The following is a 21,039-nucleotide window of genomic DNA, read 5'->3' as shown; positions in this document are numbered from 1 at the left end:
ATGCCCGAGGGGCACACCCTGCACCGGCTGGCCCGGCTGCACCAGAAGCGGTTCGGCCGGACCCCGGTGCTGGTGTCCAGCCCGCAGGGCCGGTTCGCCGACGGAGCGGCGGCCGTCAACGGTGCGGTGTTCACCCGAGCCGACGCCTGGGGCAAACACCTGTTCCACCATTACGAAGGTGGCCGCGTGGTGCACATCCACCTCGGCCTGTACGGGGCGTTCACCGAAGCTCGGGTACCGATGGGGTTGCCGGTGGGCCAGGTGCGGATGCGGTTGGTGGGCGCCGAATACGGTACCGACCTGCGTGGCCCCACCCGCTGTGAGCTGATCGCCGAGCCCGAGATCGCCGACGTGGTGGTCCGGCTTGGCCCTGACCCGCTGCGCAAGGACGCCGACCCCGCGCTGGCCTGGAAACGAATCAGCAAGTCACGCAGGACAATCGGCGCGTTGCTGATGGACCAGTCGGTGATCGCCGGGGTGGGCAACGTGTACCGCAGCGAACTGCTGTTCCGTCACCGCATCGACCCGTACCGACCCGGAACGCACATCGGGCAGACCGAATTCGACGACATGTGGACCGATCTCGTCGCGTTGATGAAGGTCGGGGTGCGGCGCGGAAAGATCATCGTGATCCGTCCCGAGCACGACCACGGCGCGCCGGCCTACGGTCCGGGCCGCCCGCGCACCTACGTCTACCGCCGGGCCGGGGAGGCCTGCCGGGTGTGCGGCGCCAGCGTGCGCACCGCAGAATTGGAGGGCCGCAACCTGTTCTGGTGCCCCGACTGTCAGGTGTGAGTGCGCGCCGGGGAACCGGGCACGGGACAATGTCCCGGTGGAATTGATCCTCGTCGTCGTCGGAGCCATCCTCGTCACCGCCGCCGCGCATCGGCGCGGGCAGGAACCCGCCCTGATCATCGTGGTCATCGGCAGCCTGGTCTCGTTCCTCCCGGGATTCGAACCCCCCGAACTCGATTCGCACATCCTGCTGACGGTGGTGTTGCCGCCGCTGCTGTACTCCGCGGCGCTGGACTTCTCCTTCCCGACCTTCTTCCGCAACATCCGCCCAATACTTGGCCTCGGGGTCGGCCTGGTGGTGGTGACCGCATTCGCTGTGGCCGCGGTGTCGTCCTGGCTGGTGCTGGTGCCGTTGACCTTCGGGCTGGCGTTGGTGCTCGGCGCGATCGTGGCGCCCCCGGACGCCGTCACCGCCGTTGCGGTGGGCCGCAAACTCGGTCTGCCGAAACGGGTGATGGCGATCCTCACCGGGGAGAGCCTGATCAACGACGCCGCCGCGCTGACCCTGTTCTCCATCGCGGTGGCCCAGGTGGCCGGCAGCCACACGTTCATCGAGAACCCGTTTCTGCTGTTCGGCTACAGCGCCACGGTCGGTCCGCTGGTCGGTGCGCTGCTGGGCTACGTGACGCTGTGGATCCGCAAGCACCTGGACAATCCGGGGCTGGAAACCGTCCAAGGTCTCGTGGTGCCGTTCGCTGCGTTCATCGTTGCCGAGGAAATGCACGCCTCCGGGGTGCTGGCCGTGGTGGTCGCCGGATTCGTGGTCGGCAACGGCGCGATGGGCGCGGGTTACCAGACCCGGCTGCAGGAACGGTATGTCTGGAACTCGCTGGACGTGCTGCTCGAGGCATTCGTGTTCGCCTACATCGGTCTGCACCTGCGCTTCGTGCTGGAGCACCTCAACGAGGCCCACGAGTCCCTGGTTGAGGTCGCGGTCGCCTCGATCATCGTGTTGGTGATCGTGCTGTTCATCAGGCCGCTGTCGGTGTTCCTGATGTTCGGCCGCAACAAGCTGTCTCGGCATGTGGAGAACAAGTTCAGCGCCTCGGTGTCCGACGGCACACGCGCAGCCCTCAGTTTGGGGAGACGGCGGCCGAGGGCGCGCTGGCGGGAATTGATCGACCGCCGGTCGTTGAGCTGGCGGGAGAACCTCGTCGTGTCCTGGACCGGGATGCGCGGGGTGGTGACGTTGGCCGCCGCCGCGGCGATCCCGGCCACCACCGCCACCGGCGAACCGTTCCCGGAACGTGCCACCATCCAGGCCATCGCCTTCGTGGTGAGCGTGGGGACCTTGCTGATCCAGGGCTGGACACTGCCGTTGTTGATCCGGCGGCTCAACCTGTCCCGGTTCTGTGACGACCATGCCGCCGACCGGGAAGAGGAACTCAAGGCCGAGCGGGTGGTGCACGATGCAGCCGACGAGGTGCTCGACGCCTTCGAGGCCGATCCGCCAGAAGGGCTGGACCGGCATCTGGTGACCGAGATCCGTGCGGTGATCGCCCGGCATTCACAGGACGCCGACGAGATGCCCGACCCCGAGGCGCTGACCAAGCGGGCCGCGGTGTTCTCGGCTCTCTACCGGGATGTGCTCGCGGCGCAACGCGGCGCGCTCATCGCCGAGCGGGACGAAGGCCGGATCGAGGACGAAGCGGTGCGGGCCATGCTGGAGCGGCTGGATCTGCAGGAGGCCGGGGTGTCGGCGCGTCTGGAGAGCCGCCTCTAGAACCCGGGTTCAGAAGCCGCCGAAATCGCCGCCGAAGTCGCCGAAACCGCCACCGTCGAAACCGCCGCCGTCCCAGCCGCCGGCGTCGGTCCCACCCCAGTCGCCGCCGCCGGCGTCGCCGCCGTCGAAGCCCCCGGAATCCTGACCGGCTGCGAAACCGTCGGAGAAGCCGTCGCCGTAGCCACTCTCGAAACCCTGTGCGCCGTAATCGACTCCGTGCATGCCGGAGAACAACGCGTCGAACAGCAGTACCGAACCCAGGCCCCACGCACCGGCCACCAGCGCCGGCTTCCACCACGGCTCGGAGTACCAGCCGGCCGGAACCGGACGCCCGGCCACCCGGCCACCGGGGTAGTAGTTCGGGGTGCGCTGCGACGGGGTGGGGGAGGCCTCGATCTCGCGGCCCTCGAAGTTGATCCGACGATCCTCGGTGACCGCACCGGCCGAGCGCTGCCCACTCAGCGACTCCAACTCCGGACCCGGATCCATGCCCATCGCGGTGCGGGCCGCGCGCACGTAATAGAGGCCCTCGATGGCGCTTTCCTTGGCCAGCGCCGCCTGCTTGACCGTGGTGGCCTGATCGATCTGCGAGGACGCCGCGGTGTAGCGCTCCGACGCGTCGGCCAGGGCCTGCTTGGCGGCATCGTCGGAGCCGGTCAAGTTGAGCACCTGCCCACCGAGCCGTTCGATGAGCCGCCGCGCGTCAGCCTTGGCGTCGGCCAGTGTCTCGGCGGAGCGACGGCCGTTCGCCTGCGACGAGGTGTAGACGACGAACGCGATCGCCGCGATGGCCAAGACGATGAGTACCAGCAAAACGCTGTTCATGCCGTCCAGCGTACCGACGGCAAACGGCGTTCCCCGGTCCTCGAAGAGAACTCAAATTACGCCGAGAGCTGAGTAAACCTCGTTGGAAAGCGCCACGGTCCGAGGGTCGGCATTGCATTTGGTCGCGTCGAAATGGTTCATCACGTACGCGTAGCCGATCCGGTGCTCCAGGTCGACGAACGCGAAGGAACCACCCGACCCGCCATGCCCGAAGATTCCGGTGTTGGGCCCGGACACCCCGCGCTGATTGAGCATGTAGCCCAGCCCCCAACCGTGGTCGGCCACCCGGGCGCCCAACACCACGTCGGCGTCGAATCCGCCCTGCGAGACCCGGCACCGCTCCATGTGCTCCCGCGAGAGCAACTTCTCCTGGGCCAAGGCGTTGTAGACGGTCGCCATGCCCAACGCGGAGACGTGCGCGTTGGTGCTCGGGAACTCCGCGGCGCGCCAAGCGTCCAGGGCCTGCACGCCCAGCTCGTCATCCGGCACGAAATCCATCGACACCGCCCACCCGGCCATCGGATGATCGCCGAGTGAACCGGGCGGCTCGTTGACGCCGTTGTCGGCCAACAGACTGCGCACCGACGGCTTGTTCACCATCTCCGCGCACCGGTGGTGCTGCGCCGCGGGCAGGCCGATGTGGATGTCGGCGCCCAGCGGTTCGGCGATCTCGGTGCGCAGGTACTGGCCCAGCGTGCGACCGGTGACCCGACGCACGATCTCGCCCAGGATGAACCCGAAGGTCACCACCTGATAGCCCTGTGCGCTGCCCGGGGGCCACCACGGGGTGGCCGCAGCGATCCGGGCGCACACCGCATCCCAATCGGTGACGTGGCGCCAGTGCATCGGTTCGCGCGGGCCGATCACTCCCGAGCGGTGGCCCAGCACCATCGCGATCGTGATGTTCTGCTTTCCGGCCTGGCCGAACTCGGGCCAGTACCGGGCCACCGGAGCATCCAGGTCGATCTCGCCGCGCTCGGCCAACAAGTGGATGCAGGTGCTCAACAGTCCTTTGGAGCCCGAATACACGCTGGCCAAGGTGTCCTGCTGCCACGGCCGGGTGCCGGCGGCGTCGGCAGACCCGCCCCAGAGGTTCACCACCAGATCGCCGTCGACCCAGACCGCGACGGCCGCGCCGACCTCACCGCGCTCGGCAAAATTCGCGTCGAAAGCTCGACGGACCCCGTCGAACTCCGGCGCGCAGGTGCCTGCGATGCGGCTCAATACGGGCATGCAACTCCTGCACAGGTGCGGCTTACGGCTGCGGTGCGCGGAACCTGTCTGATCGCGCGGCCATCTTCTTCAGAATCGATTGGTGGACCCCACCCGTTACTCACGCTAGGTGGCTCACCACCGTTACGCACCCCCTCCGGTACGGATCGCAAGGCTTTCGAGACGGGGCCGTGATCAGGCGGCCTGCGCGCCGATCAGCGTCGGCCCAGGGCGGGCAGCCCCGGGCCGGACAACTCTGCGGCTACCGCCTCGACCCGTCCGGTCATCGCCAGCAACAGCGCCTCGCCCGGACCGCGGACCTCGGGCCCGCGACCGGCCGACCAGTCCAGATCGGTGGCGGTCAGGCGCAGGCCCCGGGTGTGCCAGGCGCCGCCGATCACCGGGCTGACCCGGGCGTACGTCAGGGCCGCGCGCAGGGATTCCGCGGCCAGGACACGAGGCAACCCGAGCGGGCGCCGGATGTCCTGCTGGTGGATCAGGCATTCGATGAGCGCCACCCGGCAGCCGTAGAGCGCACCCGCACCCGACGGGTCGGCGCCGGCCCGCATCCGGGCGCGCAGCTGGTCGGGACCGGATCCGGCGCCGGCTCGCAGCGCTCGGTCGTTGATCCGGTCGACGCTGCCGCGTGCGGTCAGCATCGCCGCCGTGAGGCCCAGCCGGGATTGCCCGAGATAGGCCACGGTGTGCGCGACGACATCGCGGACGGTCCAACCGGCACACAACGTCGGGGCCAGCCAGTGCGCCGGACTCAACCCGTCGAGCAGATCGGCGAATTCCTCGCGTTCGCGGCGGGCGAGGCTCCGGACGCTGAACACCGCGCTACCGGGGGTCGGCCGGGCTAGGCCGCGGTACCGAAGCAGTGCGCATTCCGGCCCGGCTCTTGCGATTTGTCCTGCTTGATGACCTCGCCGTTCAGGGTGACCTTGCACTCCGCGCTGCCCCCGGGTTCAGGCTGGACGGTGAGCTGGAATGCCTTGGCGGCGTCGGGGGCGAGTTCGACGTCCTTGCGCCACGGCAGCGCCACGCCTTCCTCGGTGGTCAGATTGCCGAATTCACCCTGCGAATACATCACGGTCGCCGAGCCGTCGGTGCCGGCGACCTCGTACGTCACCGTCACCACGCGCGAGCTGTCGTAGTAGACGAACGCGAGAATGCCGCCGATACCCACGACGATGACCGTGACGATCGCCAGCAGAACCCACAACCAGGTCTTTTTCTTCTTGGGTGGCGGCGGGTAGTAGCCGGGACCGTAGGGCTGGCCGGGAAACGGCTGGGGCGCCATGTTTGGTGGCGGCATCTGTTGCCAGCCGTTGCCGCCCTGTGGATAACTCATTCGCCCGCCCCCGTCGCCGAAAACTGATTCCGTGCACAAGATCTAAGCAGCCCCGGCCCGACGCCGGCACAGAAGGCGGCTCCGCCGATCGTGAGATCTGGATCGGCGGAGCCGGCGGTGAGTTCGGGTCAGTGGCCGACGGGCGTGCCGTGCCGGCCCGACAGGGCGGTGTAGATCGCGATCAACACGATCGCGACCACGACGCCGACCACGAACGGAATGATGGCGAACCCGCCGTTTGCGTTGGTGTATCCGACGGCAGCGGTGAGCCAGGAGCCGATCAAGGCTCCGGCGATACCGAGGACGACAGTCATGAGGGTGCTCAGGTTCTGCCGACCGGGCATGATCAGTCGCGCGAGCGCTCCGATGATCGCGCCGACGACAACTGCGGTGATAATTGCTCCAATCATGACGCTGCCTTTCTACAACGTTGATGTGGTAGGTCCCACTTTCCTCCGGTTTGCCGCCGACTGCCAGTACCGAGATTTGTGCGATAGCAAATCGGTGCACAATCGGTTCGAAGTAATTGCTTACGCCGGGTGCGTAGATGTGTTACCCAAGCGCAATGATGCAAATCGCCCTTGTCGGCGTGTTCGCTGCAAGCGCCGCCTTGATCGTGCCGCCTCTCGCTCATGCGGATCGCGCCGAACCGCCGCCGCTGTACGGGCATTACGACTTGTTCATCGACTTCTCGAAACAGACGTTCAACGGAATACCGACACCGATGAATTCGATCACGGTGCCCGTCGAATTCACCACCACATGCGACGTGAACGGATGTGTGGCGCGCATGGATAATTCGGACGACCACGCCCGCAACCCCGGGGCCCCGGTGGCCTATCAGTACCGGTGGAACACCGACCGCTGGGAAACGAGCGGTGAGTATCCCTACTTCTGCGATCGCAACGACCCCGGCAGCGCGGTGGCGGCCCAACGCTCCGATTACTGGGTCCCGAGCCCGGACGGCAATTTCTCCGGGGAACGCACCCTCGTCGTCGGGGGAGCCGGCTGCCCAGGTGAGGGGCCGGGCACCCATTGGGTGCCGATATCGCTGACTCCCACCGGCCCACCGGCGGGCCGGTGAGTCGGCCCGCCACTGCGGCCACTCACTTCGAGCCTTCCCTAGACTCCGAGAATGCGCGTGCCTCGACGAATCGCAGAGTTCAACAAGCGAGTCACCAATCCGGCGGCTCGCACGATCACACCGTGGCTTCCGAGCCTCGGGACGCTTGAGCACGTCGGGCGGAAGTCGGGTCGGCGATATCGCACGCCCCTTTTGGTATTCAAGACCCACGAGGGCTACGCCATCCTCATCGGCTACGGCCCGCAGACGGATTGGTTGAAGAACGTGCTGGCCGGCGGACCGACGGTGCTGCGCAAGCGTGGACGGGCTGTTGTGCTCATCGACCCACGGGTGGTGAGCAAGGCCGAGGCTGCCGCCCTCGTCATGCGGCGTTCCCGGCTGCTCTACCGAGCGTTTCCCTACAACGAGGCAGCCCTGCTGCTGACAGCTTCGATCGTTTCCAGGGAGTTGCCGCCGCCGCAGAGCTCCTCCGACCCGCGTGGAGGATGGCACTGCGGTGCGACCGGTGGAGCGGGCGACGGGAATCGAACCCGCGTAGCTAGTTTGGAAGACTAGGGCTCTACCATTGAGCTACGCCCGCATGTGCAGCATCAGCACTGTACCGGTGTGTCCCCAATCAAAGCCAATTGAGGGCTTCACGTGCGCAGGCCGTAGTATCTCGCGTGGTCCCTTCGCAGTCCGGCGGGCGGATCGACACGGCTAGATCGACACACGGGGTGTAGCGCAGCTTGGTAGCGCATCCGCTTTGGGAGCGGAAGGCCGCAGGTTCAAATCCTGTCACCCCGACTCACCCGCCAGTACGACCAGGACTATCTAGGAGCAGGAAAGTGAAGAGCACAGTCGAGCAGTTGAGCCCCACCCGGGTGCGCATCAATGTGGAGGTGCCCTTCACCGAGCTTGAGCCCGACTTCGATCGCGCGTTCAAGGCGCTGGCCCAGCAGGTTCGGCTGCCCGGCTTCCGTCCCGGCAAGGCCCCGCGCAAGCTGCTGGAGGCCCGCGTCGGCCGTGGCGCCGTGCTGGAGCAGGTCGTCAACGACGCGCTGCCGGGCCGCTACAGCGAGGCCGTCACCGCCTCCGACGTCAAGCCGCTGGGTCAGCCCGAGATCGAGGTGACCAAGCTGGAGGACGGCCAGGAGTTGGCGTTCACCGCCGAGGTCGACGTGCGTCCGGAGATCACCCTGCCCGACTTCGAGGCACTGAAGGTCACCGTCGACCCGATCGAGATCGCCGACGAGGAAGTCGACGCCGAGCTGCAGTCGCTGCGGGCCCGCTTCGGCACCCTCACCGGCGTCGAGCGCGGTGCCGCCGAAGGTGACTTCGTCTCCATCGACCTGTCGGCCACCGTCGACGGCGAGGACGTGCCCGAGGCCAAGACCGAGGGACTGTCGCACGAGGTCGGCTCCGGTCAGCTGATCGAGGGCCTGGACGAGGCCATCACCGGTCTGAAGGCCGGCGAGTCCAAGGTGTTCACCACCAAGCTGGCCGCCGGCGAGTATGCCGGCAAGGACGCTGAGGTGACGGTGACCGTCAAGTCGGTCAAGGAGCGCGAGCTGCCCGAGCCCGACGACGAGTTCGCCCAGCTGGCAAGCGAATTCGACACGATCGACGAGCTCAAGGAGAGCCTCGTCGAGCAGGTCAAGCGCGTCAAGAGTGTGCAGCAGGCCGAGCAGATCCGGGACAAGACGATCGAGGCGCTGCTGGAGCAGACCGAAGTTCCGTTGCCGGAGAAGATCGTTCAGGCTCAGATCGACGACACCCTGCACAACGCGATCCACGGTCTGGACCACGACGAGGACAAGTTCGCCGAGCAGCTGACCGAACAGGGCAGCAGCCGTGAGGAATTCGACGCCGAGAACAAGACGAACGCCGAAAAGGCGGTCAAGACCCAGCTTCTCATGGACGCCGTCGCCGACAAGCTCGACATCCAGGTGGGCCAGAACGATCTCACCGAGCGTCTTGTGCTGATGTCGCGTCAGTACGGCATCGAGCCCCAGCAGCTGATCCAGATCCTGCAGCAGAACAACCAGCTGCCGGCCATGTTCGCCGACGTGCGGCGCGGGCTGACCATCGCCGCCGTGGTGCATGCCGCCACCGTCACCGACAGCGACGGCACCGTGATCGACACCACGGAGTTCTTCGGCCCGGCCGAGACGCCGCAGGGCGAGGGCGAGGGTGACGACGCGCCCGCCGACGAGGACGCCGACGCCCCCGAGTGACGCTGTGAGCGAACGCGCCCCCGTACGGGAGTGCGGGGCGTCGCAGTTTCGTTAGTGTCGTCAGTACCAATGCGTAGAAGAAAGCAGGTATCCAGTCGTGACTGACATGCGTTCGAATGGGAGCGGGTTCAGCCTCGTCGACTCCGTCTATGAGCGCTTGCTCGCCGAGCGCATCATCTTCCTGGGGTCACAGGTCGACGACGACATCGCAAACAAGCTGTGCGCGCAGATCCTTCTGCTTTCGGCAGAGGATCCGACCAAGGACATCCACCTCTACATCAACTCGCCGGGCGGTTCGATCAGCGCCGGCATGGCCATCTACGACACGATGGTGCTGGCGCCGTGCGACGTCGCCACCTACGCCATGGGCATGGCGGCCTCGATGGGTGAGTTCCTGCTCGCCGCGGGCACCAAGGGCAAGCGGCATGCCCTGCCGCACGCCCGCGTCCTGATGCACCAGCCGCTCGGTGGCGTCACCGGCAGCGCCGCGGACATCGCCATCCAGGCCGAACAGTTCCACGTCATCAAGAAGGAAATGTTCCGGTTGAACGCGGAGTTCACCGGCAAGTCCGTCGAGCAGATCGAGGCGGACTCTGACCGTGACCGCTGGTTCACCGCGCAGGAGGCGCTCGAGTACGGCTTCGTCGATCACATCATCACCAGTGCCAACATCAACGGCACCGGACCGGGAGCAGGACTGGACAAATGACCGATCACACCGATGCCCGCCTGCAGCCGCAGGCCCGTTACATCCTGCCGTCGTTCATCGAGCACTCCAGCTTCGGCGTCAAGGAATCCAACCCGTACAACAAGCTGTTCGAGGAACGCATTATCTTCCTCGGCGTCCAGGTGGACGACGCGTCGGCCAACGACATCATGGCTCAGCTGCTGGTGCTGGAGTCGCTGGATCCCGACCGCGACATCACCATGTACATCAACTCGCCCGGTGGCTCGTTCACCTCGCTGATGGCGATCTACGACACCATGCAGTACGTGCGCGCCGACATCCAGACGGTGTGCCTGGGGCAGGCCGCCTCGGCCGCCGCGGTGCTGCTCGCCGCCGGTACCCCCGGTAAGCGGCTGGCCCTGCCCAACGCCCGGGTCCTCATCCACCAGCCGTCCCTGGGCGGCGTGATCCAGGGCCAGTTCTCCGACCTGGAGATCCAGGCCGCCGAGATCGAGCGGATGCGCACCCTGATGGAGACCACCCTGGCCCGCCACACCGGCAAGGATCCCGAGGTCATCCGTAAGGACACCGACCGCGACAAGATCCTCACCGCCGAGCAGGCCAAGGAGTACGGGATCATCGACACCGTCTTGGAGTACCGCAAGCTCTCTGCGCAGAGCAGCTAGCTTCCGGGCTACCTCCAGCCGATGACACACGCCCTGCCCGGTGACCTCCGGTGCGGGGCGTGCGTCGTTGGGCGGCTCGACGAAATCCGGTTGATCTGCGGTTACCCGGTGACCGCAGCGGTGCCCGGTACCCTCGACCACGGGGAATGGCAGGTACAGGCGGGCCCAGACCGGGGCCGGCGGGCTGTTCGCCCTCGTTTCGCAACGACACGCCAGGGTCACAGTCAGCGTGCCGACGGGTGGCGAGCCGTCAGGAGAGATATGTTCTCCTGCACACGAACAAATACCACCGGAGCGATTCGGCCCTATCGGTCGCACCGCGACGGAACGAACGGGTAGCGTCGGGTCTACGCCCGAGGTAACCCAGCAAGTGGCGTTACGACCGACTGCGAACAGGAAGTAGGACCCCCCCACATGGCGCGCATTGGAGACGGCGGTGACCTGCTGAAGTGCTCGTTCTGCGGCAAGAGTCAGAAGCAGGTCAAAAAGCTCATTGCCGGCCCGGGCGTGTACATCTGCGACGAGTGCATCGATCTGTGCAACGAGATCATCGAGGAGGAACTCGCCGACGCTGACGACGTCAAGCTCGACGAGCTGCCCAAACCCGCGGAGATCCGGGAATTCCTCGAGGGCTACGTCATCGGTCAGGACACGGCGAAGCGGACGCTGGCCGTTGCGGTCTACAACCACTACAAGCGGATCCAGGCGGGGGAGAAGTCCCGTGATTCCCGCACCGAACCGGTGGAGCTGACCAAGTCCAACATCCTGATGCTGGGGCCCACCGGCTGCGGCAAAACCTACCTGGCCCAGACCCTGGCCAAGATGCTCAACGTTCCGTTCGCCATCGCGGACGCGACGGCGCTGACCGAAGCCGGCTATGTCGGTGAGGACGTCGAGAACATCCTGCTCAAGCTGATCCAGGCCGCCGACTACGACGTCAAGCGCGCCGAGACCGGCATCATCTACATCGACGAGGTCGACAAGATCGCCCGCAAGAGCGAGAACCCGTCGATCACCCGTGACGTCTCCGGTGAGGGTGTGCAGCAGGCCCTGCTGAAGATCCTGGAGGGGACGCAGGCCTCGGTCCCGCCGCAGGGCGGCCGCAAGCACCCGCACCAGGAGTTCATCCAGATCGACACCACCAACGTGCTGTTCATCGTGGCGGGCGCGTTCGCGGGTCTGGAGAAGATCGTCTCCGACCGGGTCGGCAAGCGCGGCCTGGGCTTCGGCGCCGAGGTGCGCTCCAAGGCCGAGATCGACACCCAGGACCACTTCGCCGAGGTGATGCCCGAGGACCTGATCAAGTTCGGTCTGATCCCCGAGTTCATCGGCCGGCTGCCGGTTGTCGCCTCGGTGACCAACCTGGACAAGGAGTCCCTGGTCAAGATCCTCTCCGAGCCGAAGAACGCGCTGGTCAAGCAGTACGTGCGGCTGTTCGAGATGGACGGTGTGGAGCTGGAGTTCACCGACGAGGCGCTGGAGGCGATCGCCGATCAGGCCATCCACCGTGGCACCGGTGCCCGCGGGCTGCGCGCCATCATGGAAGAGGTCCTGTTGCCGGTGATGTACGACATCCCCAGCCGCGACGACGTCGCCAAGGTGGTCGTGACCAAGGAGACCGTGCAGGACAACGTGTTGCCGACGATCGTGCCGCGTAAGCCGTCGCGTAACGAGCGCCGCGACAAGACCGCTTAGGGTTTTCGACGGGGCTCAGTGCAATACCCGGTCGGGGCGGGTGTAGACGTTCATCGAATCGCCCCGCAGAAAGGCCACCAACGTCAGCCCGGACTGGCTGGCCAGGTCGACGGCCAGTGAAGACGGTGCCGAGACGGCGGCCAGGATCGGGATGCCGGCCATCACGGCCTTCTGGGTGAGCTCGAAGGAAGCCCGGCCGCTGACCAGGAGCACGGTGGCGGTGGCCGGGATCCGGTGGTGTTCCAGGGCCCAGCCGATCACCTTGTCGACGGCGTTGTGCCGGCCGATGTCCTCGCGGACCACCAGCATTTCGCCGTCGACGGTGAACAGTGCCGCGGCATGCAGGCCACCGGTGCTGGCGAACACCTTCTGGGCCTCGCGCAACTGGGCCGGCATCGCCGAGAGCACCGGCGCGGCGATCGTGGAGGGGTCGTCGCCGGGACAGTGTTTGCTGCTCAGCCGGACGGCCTCCAGTGAGGCTTTGCCGCACACCCCGCAGGACGAGGTGGTGTAGAAGTTGCGGGTCACGTCAACCTCGGGCTTGGGCACATGCGGGGCCAGGGTGGCGTCGAGCACGTTGTAGGTGTTGACCCCGTTTTCCTCGGCACCCCGGCAGTAACGCACGGTCACCAGATCCTCGCGTTGACAGATCAATCCCTCGGTCAGCAGAAATCCTTGGGCCAATTCGACATCGGCGCCCGGGGTGCGCATCGTCACGGTGATGGGCCTGCCGTCGACCCGGATCTCCAGCGGTTCCTCGACCACCAGGGTTTCCGGCCGCGCCTCTGCCGACGCGCCGGTGACGTGGTGGGCGCGACGTCGGGCGGTCACCCGGCCCACTAGACCTTCTCCAACCGGATGACGACGGCCTTCGATACCGGTGTGTTCGATTTCTCGGCTGTGTGATCAAGCGGGACAAGCGGATTGGTCTCGGGGTAGTAGGCCGCGGCGTTGCCCTCCGGGGTGGCGTACGGGACGATCAGGAAGTCTTTGGCGCGGCGTTCGGAGCCGTCGAATTCCGACACCAGGTCGACGCGATCACCGGCGGCGAATCCCAATCGCTCGATGTCGGCGGGGTTGACGAATACCACCCGGCGTCCGCCCTTGATGCCGCGGTAGCGGTCGTCCAGACCGTAGATGGTGGTGTTGTACTGGTCGTGGCTGCGCAGGGTCTGCAGTACCAGCCGGCCCTCGGGCACCGGAACCCACTCCAGCGGGTTCACCGCGAAGTTGGCTTTCCCGGTGTGCGTGGGGAATTCGCGGGAATCGCGCGGCGGGTGGGGGAGCTGGAACCCGTCGGGTCGACGCACCTTGGTGTTGTAGTCCGCGCAGCCGGGGACCACCGCGGCGATCGCGTCGCGCACGGTGTCGTAATCGGAAGCGAACGTCTCCCACGGCACCGGGTGCTCCGGGCCCAGCAGGGTCCGGGCGAGCTCGCAGACGATGGCGACCTCGCTGCGCAGTTGATCGCTGGGGGGATGCAGGCTGCCGCGCGACAGATGCACCATCGACATCGAATCCTCAACCGACACTTGCTGTTTGCGGCCGTTCACGATGTCGCGATCGGTGCGGCCGAGGGTCGGCAGGATCAGGGCTGTTCTGCCGTGCACCAGGTGACTGCGGTTGAGCTTCGTCGAAATCTGAACGGTCAGGGCGCAACTGCGCAGCCCGGCTTCGGTGACCTCGGTGTCGGGGGTGGCCGAGACGAAGTTTCCGCCCATCCCGATGAACACGCCGGCCCGGCCATCGCGCATGGCGCGGATGGCGTCGACCGTGTCGTAGCCGTGCCGGCGGGGGCTGGTGATGCCGAACCGGGCATCGAGTGCGGCCAGGAATTTCTCCGGCATCTTTTCCCAGATGCCCATCGTCCGGTCGCCCTGGACGTTGGAATGCCCGCGCACCGGGCACACCCCGGCGCCGGGCTTGCCGATCATGCCGCGCAGCAGCAACAGGTTGGTGGCCTCGCCGATGGTCGCGACCGCATGGCGCTGCTGGGTCAGCCCCATCGCCCAACACAGCACGGTGCGTTCGGAGGCGGCCAGCAGGTCGGCGACGCGCTGCAACTGTGCCCGCTCGACGCCGGTGGCCTCGGCCACGGTGTCGAGGTCCACGTTGCGGGTCTGAGCCGCGTATTCGTCATAGCCTGCACAGTGCTCGGCGATGAACTCGTGGTCCAGAACTGGCGCGGCCGTGCCACCTCGGTCGTCGGCCTCCAGCAACAGCCGGCCCAGCCCGGCGAACAAGGCCATGTCCCCGCCGATGCGGATCTGCACGAATTCGTCGGCGATCTCGACGCCGTGGCCGACGACACCGTGCACCTTCTGCGGGTCCTTGAACCGGATCAGGCCGGCCTCGGGCAGCGGGTTGATCGCAACGATCTTGGCGCCGTTGGCTTTTGCCTTCTCCAACACCGACAACATGCGGGGATGGTTGGTGCCGGGGTTCTGGCCGGCGATCAGGATCAGGTCGGCCTCGGTGACGTCTTCCACGGTGACCGAGCCTTTGCCGATGCCGATCGACTCGGTCAGCGCGGTGCCCGAGGATTCGTGGCACATGTTGGAACAGTCCGGCAGGTTGTTGGTGCCGTAGCTGCGGACCATCAGCTGATAGAGGAAAGCGGCCTCGTTGCTGGTGCGTCCGGAGGTATAGAACAGCGCTTCATCGGGCGAGGCCAGTGCGTTGAGGTGCTCGGCGATCAGTCGGTAGGCGTCGTCCCACCCGATCGGCCGGTAATGGGTTTCTCCGGGGGCGAGCACCATCGGGTGGGTCAGCCGGCCCTGCTGAGACAGCCAGTATTCGGGCTTGGTCGCGAGCTCGGCGACGCTGTGCCGGGTGAAGAACTCCGGCGTCACGACCCGCTTCGTGGCCTCCTCGGCGACCGCCTTGGCGCCGTTCTCGCAGAACTCGGCGAGTTTGCGGCCGCCGTGTTCTTCCGGCCAGGCGCAGCCCGGGCAGTCGAAACCGTGCCGTTGGTTGAGTCGGGTGAGTGCGGCCGCGGTGCGCAGCGGCCCCATCTGTTCGAAGCCGCGCTGCATGCTGACCAGGACCGCTTTGACCCCAGCGGCCTCGTGTTCGGCGCCGGTGCTGATGACATGGTGCTCGTCGTAATCGGCCTCGATGTCCTTGGCGCTGGTCATGAGGTCAATCTAGTCCCCGAGAAGCTGGACCTCGAAAACAACGGGCGCCCCGGCACACTCACCCCGCGGCAGCCGCAGTTTGCGGCTCAGCCGGGTTCGGCGGTGGGTGCCGGCTCGGCCTTGACCGGTGGCGTCGCGGCAGGCGTCTCGGGTTCTTTCGGCGCCTTGGACTGGGTCACGGTCTGCCCGAAGTGCATGGTGGCCTGGGCGGCGGGTACCGACAATTCCGGTGCGCGGTCGTTCGGAGCGTTTTTCAGCCCCAGCAGTGCCATGGCTGCCGCAGCGGCCATGCCGGCGGTACAGAGGAGAAGCTTCGTCCTGGAACTCATGGGCATCCCTTCTCGAACACATCGATTGCCTATCTAAATGTAGGTCAGCCGATCGTTATTCCATACCCCCGGATGTGATCTGGCTCACGCTCGCCTGTCGGGGAGTGCGGGAGTCCTCGTCGACGGGACACTGCAACCATGTCGCGAGAGCTCGTCCCCGGGGTCACCGTGCTCGGCAATCTGGCGGTCGACGTCATCGACGGTGCGGCGCCGAGTCCGGGTGGTTGTGCTTCGTTCGCGGGGGTCGCACTGCAGGCGGCCGACGTCGCGGGCCGGATCGTCGCGATGGCGGCCGAACGCGATCATGCAGTGTTTGCCCCGTTGCGCGCGCGGTTCGGTCCGTTGGTGGAGATCGTGCCGGCGGCGTCGACGAGCGCGTTCCGCCTCGACTACGACGACACCGATCACCGCCATGTCAGTGTGGCGGCCATCGGCCCGGTGTGGACGGCCGCCGACATCGAAATGGTGGACCCGGTGACGACGTGGGTGCACCTGGCGCCGTTGCTGCGCACCGATTTTCCGGCCGACACGGTCGCGACGCTGGCGGCGCGCGGTCACCGGGTGGCCTACGACGGCCAGGGCCTGGTGCGCGCCGACGGGTGGGGCCGCTGGTCGAGGACCGTCATTTTCCGGCAGATCTGCTGGCCCATCTGACCGTTCTCAAGCTCGCCGAGCACGAGGCGGCGATGGTGGCGGGCGGCGTCTTCGACAAATCGACCGCCGAGCGGATCGGCGTGCCGGAGGTCCTGGTGACGTACGGCTCCGAGGGCTGCGACATCTACGTCGACGGCGCGGTGGCGCGGATCCCGCCCGCCTGGCGGGTTCTCGATGTCCAGACCACGGGGGCGGGTGACATGTTCACCGCCTGCTACGTCGCACATCGGGCGGCCGGCGATGATCCGCAGGGCGCTGCCGAGGCGGCCAGTGTCCTGGTGGCCCGCGAGTTGGCCACGCGGCGCTAGACTCGACAGGTGTCAAGTTCGAGGTCGTCACTGTTGGGGCGGGGCTACCGGCCGGTAGCCTTTTCCTTAGAGAATGACATTCTCCTAAACGTGACGAAAACCACAGTTTTGTCTCAAGCGGGCTTCCTTCACGTCGGTGAACAGCACCTTCACGGTCAGATCACCCGCGTGTCGGGGGGCGTCGCGGTGAAGCGCAGCCTAAGAGCAGTGCAATAATCGGTACTGGTAGTGACATCAAAATTCGGTGGACGTCTATCCGGCCGGCGCGTCACGTGACAGCGGCCCGGACTGACGTGGTCAAAGAACGTGTGAAAGGCGGTAGCCGTGGGTGAGAACGGCAACGGCAATAGCGCCGCGCCGCGGCAGAAGCTCGAGAAGGTTGTCATCCGCTTCGCCGGCGACTCCGGCGACGGTATGCAGCTGACCGGTGACCGCTTCACTTCTGAAGCTGCACTGTTCGGCAACGACCTGGCGACCCAGCCGAACTATCCGGCCGAGATCCGCGCGCCACAGGGCACCCTGCCCGGTGTGTCGTCGTTCCAGATCCAGATCGCCGACTACGACATCCTCACCGCCGGTGACCGACCCGACGTGCTCGTGGCCATGAACCCGGCCGCGCTCAAGGCGAACGTCTCGGATCTGCCCCGCGGCGGGCTGATCATCGCCAACTCTGATGAGTTCACCAAGCGCAACCTCGCCAAGGTCGGATACGACAACAATCCGCTAGAGGATGACACGTTGTCGGACTACGTGGTGACCTCCGTTGCGATGACGACGCTGACCCTGGGCGCCGTGGAGGCGATCGGCGCCACCAAGAAGGACGGCCAGCGCGCCAAGAACATGTTCGCCCTCGGCTTGCTGTCGTGGATGTACGGCCGCGAACTCGAGGCCAGCGAGGCGTTCATCCGGGAGAAGTTCGCCCGTAAGCCCGAGGTCGCCGAGGCCAACGTGCTGGCGCTCAAGGCCGGTTGGAACTACGGCGAGACCACCGAGGCCTTCGCGACCACCTATGAGGTGGCGCCGGCCAAGCTCAAGTCCGGTGAGTACCGGCAGATCTCGGGTAACACCGCGCTGGCGTACGGCATCGTGGCCGCCGGGCACCTGGCTCAGATCCAGGTGGTGCTGGGCACCTACCCGATCACCCCGGCCAGCGACATCCTGCACGAGCTGTCCAAGCACAAGAACTTCAACGTGCTGACCTTCCAGGCCGAGGATGAGATCGCCGGCATCGGCGCGGCCATCGGCGCCTCCTACGGCGGCGCACTGGGCGTCACCAGCACCTCGGGCCCGGGCGTCTCGCTCAAGTCCGAGGCGATCGGCCTGGCCGTGATGACCGAGCTGCCGCTGGTGATCATCGACGTTCAGCGTGGCGGCCCGTCGACGGGTCTGCCGACCAAGACCGAGCAGGCCGACCTGCTGCAGGCGCTGTTCGGGCGCAACGGCGAATCCCCGGTCGCGATACTGGCCCCGCGGTCCCCGTCGGACTGCTTCGACATCGCCGTGGACGCGGCGCGCATCGCGGTGGATTACCACACCCCGGTGATCATCCTGTCCGACGGCGCCATCGCCAACGGTTCGGAGCCGTGGCAGATTCCGGACATCAGCACCTACCCGCCGATCGAGCACACGTTTGCCAAGTCCGGCGAGCCGTTCGCGCCCTACGCGCGCGATCCCGAGACCCTGGCCCGCCAGTTCGCGGTGCCCGGCACCGCGGGCCTGGAGCACCGCATCGGCGGCCTCGAATCGGCCAACGGCTCCGGCAACATCTCGTATGAGCCCAAGAACCATGACCTGATGGTGCGGCTGCGCCAGGAGAAGGTCGCCGGCATCACGGTGCCCGATCTCGTGGTCGACGACCCCACCGGCGATGCCGAGCTGCTGATGCTGGGCTGGGGCAGCAGCTACGGTCCGATCGGCGAGGCCTGCCGCCGGGCCCGGCGCAAGGGCGTCAAGGTGGCCCAGGCCCATCTGCGTCACCTCAATCCCTTCCCGGCCAACCTCGGCGAGGTGCTGCGCCGTTACCCGAAGGTCGTGGTGCCGGAGATGAACCTCGGCCAGCTGGCGTTGCTGCTGCGCGGTAAGTACCTGGTCGACATCCAGTCGGTGACCAAAGTGGAGGGCATGGCCTTCCTGGCCGACGAGGTCGAGGGCATCATCGATGCGGCCCTGGATGGCACGCTCGGTGAGAAGGAAGCGGACAAGGCCAAGTTCGCCCGGTTGGCGGCGGCCACCATCGAGGAACCTACTGAGTCGAATGCCGTGGGAGCGAGCGCATGACAACAGCGAGAAGCGAAGCGGATCGCGGATCAGCACAGTTGATCGGCACGGATCTGGGGCTGAGCGAAGCCCTGAGCAAGACCGCCCTGGTGCCCACCACCGACCAGCCACAGAAGGGCAAGGACTTCACCAGCGACCAGGAGGTGCGCTGGTGCCCCGGTTGCGGTGACTACGTCATCCTCAACACGATCCGCAACTTCCTGCCGGAGTTGGGTCTGAAGCGCGAGAACATCGCCTTCATCAGTGGTATCGGCTGCTCCAGCCGGTTCCCGTACTACCTGGAGACCTACGGCTTCCACTCGATCCACGGGCGTGCCCCGACCATCGCCACCGGCCTGGCCCTGGCCCGCCCGGATCTGTCGGTGTGGGTGGTCACCGGCGACGGTGACTCGTTGTCCATCGGTGGTAACCACCTGATCCACGCGTTGCGCCGCAACATCAACATCACGATCCTGCTGTTCAACAACCGGATCTACGGCTTGACCAAGGGGCAGTACTCGCCCACCTCCGAGGTCGGCAAGGTCACCAAGTCGACCCCGATGGGCTCGCTGGACTACCCGTTCAACCCGGTGTCGCTGGCGCTGGGCGCCGAGGCCACGTTCGTCGGCCGCGCGCTGGACTCCGACCGCAAGGGTCTGTCCGAGGTGCTGCGCGGGGCGGCCGAGCACCGCGGCGCGGCGCTGGTGGAGATCATGCAGGACTGCCCGATCTTCAACGACGGTTCGTTCGACGCCCTGCGCAAGGAGGGTGCCGAGGAGCGGCTGATCAGCGTCACCCACGGTGAGCCGATCACGTTCGGTGCCGACGGCGAGTACTGCGTGGTCAAGTCCGGCTATGGCCTTGAGGTCGCCAAGACCGCCGAGGTCGCGGCCGAGGACATCGTGGTCCACAACGCCGAGATCGATGATCCCGCTTACGCTTTCGCGTTGTCGCGGCTGTCCGAGCAGAACCTCGACCACATGGTCATGGGCATCTTCCGCAAGGTCAACCGCCCCACCTACGACGACGCCGCGCGTCAGCAGGTCAACACGGCGATCGAATCAAAGCCCCATGACACCGCCGCTCTGCAATCCTTGCTGCGTGGCAAAGACACCTGGACCGTCGAATAGTTGCGCCGATCGTACTGATCGCATTGATCTGAGCATCGCCCCGCTCGCCGCGGTAGTTCTGGCGGGCGGGGCTTCGCGTCGTATGGGGCGCGACAAGGCGACCTTGCCGGTGGACGGCGCGACGATGGTCGAGCGCGTGGTCGCCGCCGTGGGTGCGCGCTGCGCGCCGGTTTTCGTCATCGCCGCTCCCGGTCAGCCGCTACCCGAGCTGAACGCGCAGGTACTGCGTGACGAGGTGCGCGGTGTCGGTCCACTGGTGGCCACCGGACGTGGGCTGCGGGCCGCTGCCGACGCCGGCCGGGACCGTGCCTTCGTCTGCGCGGTGGACATGCCCTATCTGTCGTCGGACCTGATCGACACGCTGGCCGTGGCCGCCGAGCGGGTGGCCGCCGACATCGTGCTGCCCTGGGACGGCCGGGATCATTACCTGGCCGGGATCTACCGCACCAGGCTGATCGACCGGATCGCGGGGCTGGTGGCGGACGGCCGGCGCAGTATGCGCGCGCTGGCCGGGTCCGTCGACACCCAGCGGATCGTGATGGCCCCGCAGCGCGCGCTGACGAACGTCAACACCGCGGCCGACCTGCCGTGACTGCTGGGCTCACCAGCGCGTCGCACAGCAAATTGCGAATTCGTACCTGAACTCTGCTGAATTTATCGTTTTGAAATAGTCGGACGACGGTTTGACGCTATTTCAGCCCTAGGAAGCGGGAAAAATTCGAGAAGCGTCAGCACTGGGTGGTCCGTACTGGAATGCCAAAGGTCGTGTTGTTCAACGTAACTCGGCAACCTTGGCGTGACGGAGATTTCGACGTCAGATTCGCTGGAGCCGATGGTGAGCAGGTCTAATTTTGTGTTGAAACAGTCCTGACCGTGAGCTTTGTCGGCATCGCCGTTCGCGACGTCGCGGGCCCCGGGTTGGCCGGGGGGTCTGACGAATCGTTTGTTGCGGTCAAATACGCTGCATC

The 21,039-nt window shown here is 66.6% G+C and carries 20 protein-coding genes, 2 tRNA genes and 1 pseudogene; 14 read left to right on the top strand and 9 right to left on the bottom strand.

The features are described from left to right. Both FR943_RS18410 and FR943_RS18405 read left to right on the top strand, forming a co-directional pair. Complete coding sequence (locus tag FR943_RS18410) at window positions 1–795, top strand: Fpg/Nei family DNA glycosylase (protein WP_217159651.1); 795 nt, start codon at window positions 1–3, stop codon at window positions 793–795. 37 nt (window positions 796–832) lie between these two features. Beyond that, a complete protein-coding gene (locus tag FR943_RS18405) occupies window positions 833–2,518 on the top strand; it encodes a cation:proton antiporter (protein WP_217159650.1) in 1,686 nt (561 codons plus the stop codon). A gap of 9 nt (window positions 2,519–2,527) precedes the next feature. Here FR943_RS18405 and FR943_RS18400 read toward each other — a convergent pair whose 3' ends face one another. From FR943_RS18400 to FR943_RS18380, 5 genes are all read right to left on the bottom strand, one after another. Further along, window positions 2,528–3,343, bottom strand: coding sequence for a DUF1542 domain-containing protein (locus tag FR943_RS18400; RefSeq protein WP_217159649.1), 816 nt, complete (start codon window positions 3,341–3,343; stop codon window positions 2,528–2,530). A 51-nt stretch (window positions 3,344–3,394) separates the two neighbouring features. Beyond that, a complete protein-coding gene (locus tag FR943_RS18395; protein ID WP_217159648.1) occupies window positions 3,395–4,576 on the bottom strand; it encodes a serine hydrolase domain-containing protein in 1,182 nt (393 codons plus the stop codon). 194 nt (window positions 4,577–4,770) lie between these two features. Continuing rightward, entirely contained in the window at window positions 4,771–5,391 is a 621-nt protein-coding gene (locus tag FR943_RS18390) for a maleylpyruvate isomerase family mycothiol-dependent enzyme (protein WP_217159647.1), read from the bottom strand. Window positions 5,392–5,414: 23 nt separating this feature from the next. Further along, a complete protein-coding gene (locus tag FR943_RS18385) occupies window positions 5,415–5,909 on the bottom strand; it encodes an MmpS family transport accessory protein (protein WP_217159646.1) in 495 nt (164 codons plus the stop codon). Window positions 5,910–6,037: 128 nt separating this feature from the next. Continuing rightward, window positions 6,038–6,319 (bottom strand): GlsB/YeaQ/YmgE family stress response membrane protein, encoded by a 282-nt coding sequence (locus tag FR943_RS18380; protein ID WP_217159645.1) that lies wholly within the window; start codon window positions 6,317–6,319, stop codon window positions 6,038–6,040. A gap of 158 nt (window positions 6,320–6,477) precedes the next feature. Here FR943_RS18380 and FR943_RS18375 point away from each other — a divergent pair, with 158 nt between their 5' ends. Then, window positions 6,478–6,993 (top strand): MBOE_33420 family protein, encoded by a 516-nt coding sequence (locus FR943_RS18375; protein WP_217159728.1) that lies wholly within the window; start codon window positions 6,478–6,480, stop codon window positions 6,991–6,993. Window positions 6,994–7,044: 51 nt separating this feature from the next. After that, window positions 7,045–7,419, top strand: a pseudogene (locus tag FR943_RS18370) (nitroreductase family deazaflavin-dependent oxidoreductase); the annotation flags it as partial. Window positions 7,420–7,499: 80 nt separating this feature from the next. Here FR943_RS18370 and FR943_RS18365 read toward each other — a convergent pair. Continuing rightward, window positions 7,500–7,573: transfer RNA gene (locus FR943_RS18365), tRNA-Gly, on the bottom strand. Between the two features lie 132 nt (window positions 7,574–7,705). On the opposite strand from FR943_RS18365, the gene FR943_RS18360 reads away from it, so the two are divergent. From FR943_RS18360 to clpX, 5 genes are all read left to right on the top strand, one after another. Further along, a tRNA-Pro gene (locus FR943_RS18360) sits at window positions 7,706–7,779 on the top strand. Between the two features lie 41 nt (window positions 7,780–7,820). Further along, the gene (gene tig, locus FR943_RS18355) at window positions 7,821–9,209 is read left to right on the top strand and encodes a trigger factor (RefSeq protein WP_217159644.1); all 1,389 of its coding nucleotides are present in this window, start codon (window positions 7,821–7,823) and stop codon (window positions 9,207–9,209) included. Window positions 9,210–9,315: 106 nt separating this feature from the next. Beyond that, on the top strand, window positions 9,316–9,918 hold the full coding sequence (locus FR943_RS18350; RefSeq protein WP_217159727.1) for an ATP-dependent Clp protease proteolytic subunit: 603 nt from the start codon (window positions 9,316–9,318) through the stop codon (window positions 9,916–9,918). Then, window positions 9,915–10,562: an ATP-dependent Clp protease proteolytic subunit gene (locus FR943_RS18345; RefSeq protein ID WP_217159643.1), complete on the top strand. Its 648-nt coding sequence runs from the start codon at window positions 9,915–9,917 to the stop codon at window positions 10,560–10,562. The genes FR943_RS18350 and FR943_RS18345 overlap by 4 nt, the downstream gene beginning before the upstream one ends. 414 nt (window positions 10,563–10,976) lie before the next feature. After that, window positions 10,977–12,257: an ATP-dependent Clp protease ATP-binding subunit ClpX gene (gene clpX, locus FR943_RS18340; protein WP_217159642.1), complete on the top strand. Its 1,281-nt coding sequence runs from the start codon at window positions 10,977–10,979 to the stop codon at window positions 12,255–12,257. A 15-nt stretch (window positions 12,258–12,272) separates the two neighbouring features. Here clpX and fdhD read toward each other — a convergent pair whose 3' ends face one another. From fdhD to FR943_RS18325, 3 genes are all read right to left on the bottom strand, one after another. After that, on the bottom strand, window positions 12,273–13,097 hold the full coding sequence (gene fdhD, locus FR943_RS18335; protein WP_217159641.1) for a formate dehydrogenase accessory sulfurtransferase FdhD: 825 nt from the start codon (window positions 13,095–13,097) through the stop codon (window positions 12,273–12,275). Then, window positions 13,097–15,394, bottom strand: coding sequence for an FdhF/YdeP family oxidoreductase (locus FR943_RS18330; RefSeq protein ID WP_217159640.1), 2,298 nt, complete (start codon window positions 15,392–15,394; stop codon window positions 13,097–13,099). The genes fdhD and FR943_RS18330 overlap by 1 nt, the downstream gene beginning before the upstream one ends. Window positions 15,395–15,480: 86 nt before the next feature. Continuing rightward, a complete protein-coding gene (locus FR943_RS18325; RefSeq protein WP_217159639.1) occupies window positions 15,481–15,723 on the bottom strand; it encodes a hypothetical protein in 243 nt (80 codons plus the stop codon). 138 nt (window positions 15,724–15,861) lie between these two features. On the opposite strand from FR943_RS18325, the gene FR943_RS26475 reads away from it, so the two are divergent. From FR943_RS26475 to mobA, 5 genes are all read left to right on the top strand, one after another. Next, a complete protein-coding gene (locus tag FR943_RS26475) occupies window positions 15,862–16,377 on the top strand; it encodes a hypothetical protein (RefSeq protein WP_246585086.1) in 516 nt (171 codons plus the stop codon). Continuing rightward, window positions 16,323–16,685, top strand: coding sequence for a PfkB family carbohydrate kinase (locus FR943_RS26470; RefSeq protein ID WP_308170593.1), 363 nt, complete (start codon window positions 16,323–16,325; stop codon window positions 16,683–16,685). The genes FR943_RS26475 and FR943_RS26470 overlap by 55 nt, the downstream gene beginning before the upstream one ends. Before the next feature lie 324 nt (window positions 16,686–17,009). Beyond that, window positions 17,010–18,962: a 2-oxoacid:acceptor oxidoreductase subunit alpha gene (locus tag FR943_RS18315; RefSeq protein WP_217159638.1), complete on the top strand. Its 1,953-nt coding sequence runs from the start codon at window positions 17,010–17,012 to the stop codon at window positions 18,960–18,962. Further along, window positions 18,959–20,071: a 2-oxoacid:ferredoxin oxidoreductase subunit beta gene (locus tag FR943_RS18310; protein ID WP_217159637.1), complete on the top strand. Its 1,113-nt coding sequence runs from the start codon at window positions 18,959–18,961 to the stop codon at window positions 20,069–20,071. The genes FR943_RS18315 and FR943_RS18310 overlap by 4 nt, the downstream gene beginning before the upstream one ends. Before the next feature lie 28 nt (window positions 20,072–20,099). Next, the gene (gene mobA, locus FR943_RS18305; protein ID WP_275957467.1) at window positions 20,100–20,663 is read left to right on the top strand and encodes a molybdenum cofactor guanylyltransferase; all 564 of its coding nucleotides are present in this window, start codon (window positions 20,100–20,102) and stop codon (window positions 20,661–20,663) included. Window positions 20,664–21,039: the final 376 nt, after the last annotated feature.

The organism is [Mycobacterium] fortunisiensis, assembly GCF_019050325.1.
Classification (GTDB): Bacteria; Actinomycetota; Actinomycetes; order Mycobacteriales; family Mycobacteriaceae; genus Mycobacterium; species Mycobacterium fortunisiensis.
This window is presented reverse-complemented; position numbering and strand designations above follow the sequence as displayed.

Coding starts and splice junctions, on each gene's coding strand:
- FR943_RS18410 (WP_217159651.1), top strand. CDS start 1: ATGCCCGAGGGGCACACCCTGCACCGGCTGGCCCGGCTGCACCAGAAG.
- FR943_RS18400 (WP_217159649.1), bottom strand. CDS start 3,343: ATGAACAGCGTTTTGCTGGTACTCATCGTCTTGGCCATCGCGGCGATC.
- FR943_RS18395 (WP_217159648.1), bottom strand. CDS start 4,576: ATGCCCGTATTGAGCCGCATCGCAGGCACCTGCGCGCCGGAGTTCGAC.
- FR943_RS18385 (WP_217159646.1), bottom strand. CDS start 5,909: ATGAGTTATCCACAGGGCGGCAACGGCTGGCAACAGATGCCGCCACCA.
- FR943_RS18380 (WP_217159645.1), bottom strand. CDS start 6,319: ATGATTGGAGCAATTATCACCGCAGTTGTCGTCGGCGCGATCATCGGA.
- FR943_RS18375 (WP_217159728.1), top strand. CDS start 6,478: ATGCAAATCGCCCTTGTCGGCGTGTTCGCTGCAAGCGCCGCCTTGATC.
- FR943_RS18350 (WP_217159727.1), top strand. CDS start 9,316: ATGCGTTCGAATGGGAGCGGGTTCAGCCTCGTCGACTCCGTCTATGAG.
- FR943_RS18345 (WP_217159643.1), top strand. CDS start 9,915: ATGACCGATCACACCGATGCCCGCCTGCAGCCGCAGGCCCGTTACATC.
- clpX (WP_217159642.1), top strand. CDS start 10,977: ATGGCGCGCATTGGAGACGGCGGTGACCTGCTGAAGTGCTCGTTCTGC.
- FR943_RS18330 (WP_217159640.1), bottom strand. CDS start 15,394: ATGACCAGCGCCAAGGACATCGAGGCCGATTACGACGAGCACCATGTC.
- FR943_RS18325 (WP_217159639.1), bottom strand. CDS start 15,723: ATGAGTTCCAGGACGAAGCTTCTCCTCTGTACCGCCGGCATGGCCGCT.
- FR943_RS26475 (WP_246585086.1), top strand. CDS start 15,862: ATGTCGCGAGAGCTCGTCCCCGGGGTCACCGTGCTCGGCAATCTGGCG.
- FR943_RS18310 (WP_217159637.1), top strand. CDS start 18,959: ATGACAACAGCGAGAAGCGAAGCGGATCGCGGATCAGCACAGTTGATC.